6 protein-coding genes are annotated in these 3,315 nt (G+C 62.8%); 5 read left to right on the plus strand and 1 reads right to left on the minus strand.

The window, feature by feature from the left end; genetic code table 11:
* Positions 1 to 113: 113 nt before the first annotated feature.
* Together ACLL97_RS10755 and ACLL97_RS10760 are read left to right on the plus strand one after the other, a co-directional pair.
* Positions 114 to 350, plus strand: coding sequence for a hypothetical protein (locus ACLL97_RS10755; RefSeq protein ID WP_411280470.1), 237 nt, complete (start codon positions 114 to 116; stop codon positions 348 to 350).
* A complete protein-coding gene (locus tag ACLL97_RS10760) occupies positions 344 to 691 on the plus strand; it encodes a type II toxin-antitoxin system PemK/MazF family toxin (protein ID WP_411280471.1) in 348 nt (115 codons plus the stop codon). Before ACLL97_RS10755 ends, ACLL97_RS10760 begins: the two co-directional genes overlap by 7 nt.
* 92 nt (positions 692 to 783) lie before the next feature.
* Here the strand turns inward: ACLL97_RS10760 and ACLL97_RS10765 are convergent, their stop codons facing one another.
* Entirely contained in the window at positions 784 to 1,272 is a 489-nt protein-coding gene (locus tag ACLL97_RS10765) for a fasciclin domain-containing protein (RefSeq protein WP_411280472.1), read from the minus strand.
* A gap of 395 nt (positions 1,273 to 1,667) precedes the next feature.
* Here ACLL97_RS10765 and ACLL97_RS10770 point away from each other — a divergent pair, with 395 nt between their 5' ends.
* From ACLL97_RS10770 to ACLL97_RS10780, 3 genes are all read left to right on the plus strand, one after another.
* Positions 1,668 to 2,351, plus strand: a complete 684-nt coding sequence (locus ACLL97_RS10770) for a PEP-CTERM sorting domain-containing protein (RefSeq protein ID WP_411280473.1) — start codon at positions 1,668 to 1,670, stop codon at positions 2,349 to 2,351.
* Between the two features lie 311 nt (positions 2,352 to 2,662).
* Positions 2,663 to 2,995: an AbrB/MazE/SpoVT family DNA-binding domain-containing protein gene (locus ACLL97_RS10775; protein WP_411280474.1), complete on the plus strand. Its 333-nt coding sequence runs from the start codon at positions 2,663 to 2,665 to the stop codon at positions 2,993 to 2,995.
* Entirely contained in the window at positions 2,992 to 3,315 is a 324-nt protein-coding gene (locus ACLL97_RS10780) for a type II toxin-antitoxin system PemK/MazF family toxin (protein ID WP_411280475.1), read from the plus strand. The genes ACLL97_RS10775 and ACLL97_RS10780 overlap by 4 nt, the downstream gene beginning before the upstream one ends.

Consider the following 3,315-nt stretch of genomic DNA (forward strand, 5'->3'; position numbering starts at 1 on the left):
CGATCATGGAGCCGGGGTAGGAGGGTCCGGCAAAGAGTAACGCGGGGCAACCGTGATGGTCACCCCGCGTGTCTCAAATTGCCGTCGATCGTTCCAATGGTTATACTAATGGTATGAAGACTGCCATCTCACTCCCGGATGCCGTGTTTCAGGCGGCCGAGCGCCACGCCCGGCGCACCCAGAAGTCGCGCAGCCAGTTGTACGCGGAAGCGGTTGCCGAATACCTGCACCGCCATGCTCCGGACGACGTGACCGAGGCGATGAATCAGGTGATCGACGAAGTCGGCACCGCCCCTGACCCGTTTGTGCAGGCGGCCGCGCAGTCGGTGCTCGCCCGCGTCGAATGGTAGTTGTCGCCCAAGGCGAGGTATGGTGGGCGGAACTGCCGATGCCCGGCGGATCGGCCGCCGGCTTTCGACGCCCCGTCGTGGTGGTGCAGGGCGACGCTCTCAACGAGAGCCGCTTGCCGACCGTGCTGTGCGTCCCGCTCACGAGCAACCTGGCGTGGGCCGAAGCGCCAGGGAACACGCTCTTGTCGGCCAAGGTGACGGGTCTACAAAAGGATTCGGTTGCCAACGCCTCGCAGCTGTTTGCCGTTGACCGCACCTTTCTCGTTGAGCGAGTACGCGCGCTCGCGCCGAAGCGGCTCGCTGAAGTGCTGGTCAGCATCGACATCGTACTCGGCCGCTAGGCAAAGAAAAACGCGGGGCAACCGTGAAGGCCACCCCGCGCTTTTCAAGTTCAGGACTCCGTACTCCGTACCCCGTACTCCCTACTTCGCAGTTATTTAGCCGGCGGCAGAATCACCGCGTCGATCACGTGGATCACGCCATTCTTGGCGATGATGTCCGTCTTCACGATATGCGCCTGGTTGATCATCGGCACGCCACCCATCACGGTGATCTTCGCTTCCTGGCCTTCAACCGTCTTGGCACCCTTGCCCGCGAGCTTGAGCGCGTCGGCCGCCATCACCTTACCGGCCACGACATGATACAGCAGCACGTTCTTGAGGGCGGCCTTGTCCTTGCCCAGCGCGGCCATCGTGGCGGCCGGCACCTTGGCGAAGGCTTCGTCCGTGGGCGCGAACACCGTAAACGGGCCCGGGCCCTTGAGCGTTTCGATCAGGCCGGCATCCGTGAGCAGCTTGGCCAAGGTCTTGAACGAACCAGCAGCCACCGCCGTCTCGACGATGTCCTTGTCCTGCGCCTGCACCATCGACGGGGCGGCGACGGCGAGCATCGCACCAGCAGCCAGCATGGAAAGCGTACGCATAAAAACGCTCCGAAAATATCAGTGAGTTATAAGACCAACCGGTCCTAACATGAGCTTGAACCCGACCGTGTGAGGCGCGGTTCCGTGCTGTTGAGACTGTTACAGTCCGAAGAGGCGAGTCCGAATGGTCGGTCGTGCCTTGGTTGTGCCTTGGTTGTACACCGGTGGGGCGGGAACAGCCAACCGCTGAGGGAGCAGGGGGGAGGCGGAAGGGAGCTGGCCCTTTGCGTTGCGCGCGAACCACATTCTGTAGACAGAACGGTCGCTCGATGTATGCGCGTCAGGTAATAAAGTCCGCCGCTATATAGTAGCATTGCAGAATCTTCACTTGGGCACGGTTATTGATGAGGCTGTTGGCGTTCAGACGTCCCGCCATGCCCTCTCCGGAGCTCCTTGTGATTCGTAACACCCTGCTCGCCGTGGTTGCCCTCGCCTTCAGCGCCACCACCGCCTCGGCGCAGTACAGCCTCCTCACCTCGCGCGCCCAAGTCGGCGGCACGGGCCTGATCAACTGGTCAGATCTCGGCCCATCCAGCACCAGCGTGTCGAACCCGGTCAACGTGAACGTCACCAATACGGCGCTCACCGCCACCGTGAGCCAGTCCGTGCGGGCTGGATTCCAGCGTGTCGATCAGGGCACCGGCTGGGGCGGAAACTTCACCAGTGGCGATGCGCTGCTCTGGACCGCCGCCGACAACGGTCCGATGACGATCATGTTCAGCAGCACTATCTCGGCCGCCGGTGCCAACTTCCAGACAGACTTCTTCGGCGCATTCGTGGGACGCATCAGCGCCCTCGACGTCGGTGGCAACGTGCTCGCGTTCTTCGACTTCAACGGCAACTCCACGAGCAACGGCGACGGCACCGCCGTGTTTGCCGGCATCAGCAGCACCAACGGTGACATCCGCGGCGTGCGATTCGAAGGGGTGTCGGCCACCAACGCGCCGAACGACTTCTCGATCAATACGGTGTCGGTGAACGGTGCCACCACCACGGTCCCGGAACCGGGCACGTACGCGCTCATGGCGAGTGGCTTGATCGGCTTGGCGGTGGTGCGTCGCAAGGCGCGAAAGGCATAACGCAGTAAGGATTACCAACCGCTTCCAGCGCGGGGGGAGGGTTTCAGGGCGGACGATACAGGAGCAACGCGTGTTGCTCGTGCCTGCTCCCTGAGTCCGTTCCCCCTGCGTTGTACGGAGCTTCCCGTCGGTCGTGCTGCGTGGGCCACGGAGGAGCACGCCGGCGAATCATTGCCAATAGCGCAGCGATATGTGCCACCGCCCTTCCCGCATCGCAGCGGTACTGCCGCTTGCTCCCACACGTTCCTTACCAAGTTGCTACCCGTCGGAAATCACTGGCTCCCAACCGTGGACGTTATTACTGTTATTACATGGAGCCCATCGAACTGAAAGTCGCCCGGATCGGCAACTCTCGCGGCGTACGCCTGCCGGCGAAAACGCTGGAGCGCTACGCGATCGGCGACCGCGTCATCATGGAGGAGACCGCCGACGGCATCTTGCTCCGTCCGCGTCGCGAGGCCAATCCGAAGCTGTCGTGGGAAGAGACTGCGCGGGCCATGGCGGCGAACGCCGAGGACTGGAGCGAGTGGGACACCACGTCAGGTGACGGTCTTGCCGACATCACGTGGGATCGCCCGCCGTTGCGTCAGGTGGCGGAACCCAGGGCCAACTACCACGCGCAAACGTCCAAGAAGCGAACGTGAAGCGATACGATGTCTGCTCGGCGCAACTCAATCCGACCACGGGCTCGGAAATCGCGAAGACCAGGCCCGTCGTCATCGTCAGTCTCGATCTGCTCAATGAAAAGCTGGAGACCGTCACGGTATGTCCACTCACCAGCGCCCTGCACCCCACGTGGCGTACCAGGCTCTCCGTGCGCGTGGCCCGGAAGCCGGCCGAGATCGCGGTTGATCAGATCCGCACGATCAGTAGATCACGCCTTGGCGCGAAGCTTGGCGCCCTCTCCACTGCAGATGCCGCAGCGCTCCGTCGCTTGATTACCGACATGTACGGGACACTGTGA

The sequence above is a fragment of the Gemmatimonas sp. genome, assembly GCF_046594945.1.
Classification (GTDB): Bacteria; Gemmatimonadota; Gemmatimonadetes; order Gemmatimonadales; family Gemmatimonadaceae; genus Gemmatimonas.